1 protein-coding gene is annotated in these 1583 nt (G+C 69.3%); it reads left to right on the top strand.

Translation table 11 applies throughout. The annotated features are described in order from the left end of the window. Positions 1 to 127: 127 nt before the first annotated feature. The gene (locus tag BT364_RS38910; protein WP_072489819.1) at positions 128 to 1573 is read left to right on the top strand and encodes an NF041680 family putative transposase; all 1446 of its coding nucleotides are present in this window, start codon (positions 128 to 130) and stop codon (positions 1571 to 1573) included. Positions 1574 to 1583 lie beyond the last annotated feature (10 nt).

The following is a 1583-nucleotide window of genomic DNA, read 5'->3' as shown; positions in this document are numbered from 1 at the left end:
AGCTTGACGTTTATCCTCGCCTGTCACCCAACCTGCTGATCTGCGGTTCTTCCCGGGACAGCGGAGGCGGCCGTTCTCCACGCTTCGAGATGTCGAGTCACGAAGCACGAGAGAACGGCCGCTGCGTATGAGTCTCCCTCTCCCAGGGCCCGCAGGCGAGGCGTTGGATGTCTTGTCCCGCTTTCGGGTCGAGTTCTACGAGTGCCTTTACGCCCGCGCGGATGCACTCTTCGAGCTCACGGACGCGGTGCTGTGCGCGGACGGGCCGGTGAAGACCCTGGTCGAACTGTCGCTGGCCCTCGAGCACCGGCGTGGGCATGGTGCTCTGTACGCAGCGTTGGACCGGGGCTGGGCCGAGCCGGCCCGGTTACGGCGGACACTGGCGGGCCTGCCGCTGCCGAAGGCGGCCGACGGGCGGATCGTGCTGGCCGTGGACGTGAGCAACTGGCTCCGTCCCGACGCCCCGACCAGCGACGACCGCCTGTTCTGCCACGTCTACGGGCGTGGCGCCCGCAGCAAGGACCAGTTCGTGCCGGGCTGGCCGTATTCCTTCGTGGCCGCTCTGGAGACCGGCCGCACCTCCTGGGTCGCTCTGCTGGACGCCGTGCGCCTTGGTCCCGCCGACGACGCGACCGTGGTCACGGCCAGCCAACTCCGCGGCGCCGTCGAGCGGTTGATGCAAGCCGGACAGTGGGAGCCCGGGGATCCCGAGATCCTGATCGTCATGGACTCGGGCTACGACGTCACCTACCTCTCCCACGCACTGAAGGACCTGCCCGTCGTGCTGCTCGGGCGTCTGCGCTCGGACCGTGTCATGCTCCGCGACCCGGGCGAGGCCCGCTCTGGGCCCAGGGGCGGGCGTCCGCGCCGGCACGGCGGCGCCCTCGCCCTGGCCCGGCCCGAGACCTGGCACAACCCCGAGGTGACCACGTCCACGGACACCACCCGCTATGGCACCGCTGAGACGATGGCCTGGGACCATATGCACCCCCGGCTCACCCATCGTGGCCCCTGGCTGAACCACGCAAAAGATGAACTCCCAGTACTGCACGGCACGTTGATTCGACTCAAGGTCGAGCACCTGCCGGGCGATCGCGACCCCAAACCAGTCTGGCTGTGGTGCTCGGCCACCACCGCCACACCGGCGGACGTGGACCGCTGGTGGCAGTCGTTCCTCCGCAGGTTCGATCTCGAACACACCTTTCGGCTGATGAAGCAGACCCTCGGCTGGACCGCTCCCAAGGTCCGCCACGCGGACACCGCCGACCTGTGGACCTGGCTGATCGTCGCGGCCCACACCCAACTCCGCCTCGCACGTCCCCTCGCCGAGGACCTCCGCCGCCCCTGGGAACGGCCCGCCGAACCCCGCCGCCTCACCCCCGCCCGGGTCCGTCGCGGGTTTCGCAACGTCCACGCGGCCACAGTCCGCCCGGCAGCCGCACCAAAACCGTCCCGGCCAGGGCCCGGCAGGCCACCCGGCTCGAAGAACAAGCACCGAGCCAAGCGCCACGACGTCGGCAAGACGGTCAAACGCGCCGCGTCGATCAAGGAACACAAAGCGCAGCAAGGTTAAACGCCAAGCT

Source organism: Streptomyces atratus, from assembly GCF_900119365.1.
Lineage (GTDB): Bacteria > Actinomycetota > Actinomycetes > Streptomycetales > Streptomycetaceae > Streptomyces > Streptomyces atratus_B.
Note: the sequence above shows the minus strand (reverse complement) of the source record. Positions and strands in the feature narration are given on the sequence as shown.

Bases quoted from the DNA above. Each gene is read 5' to 3' on its own strand.
- BT364_RS38910 (WP_072489819.1), top strand. From the start codon at position 128: ATGAGTCTCCCTCTCCCAGGGCCCGCAGGCGAGGCGTTGGATGTCTTG.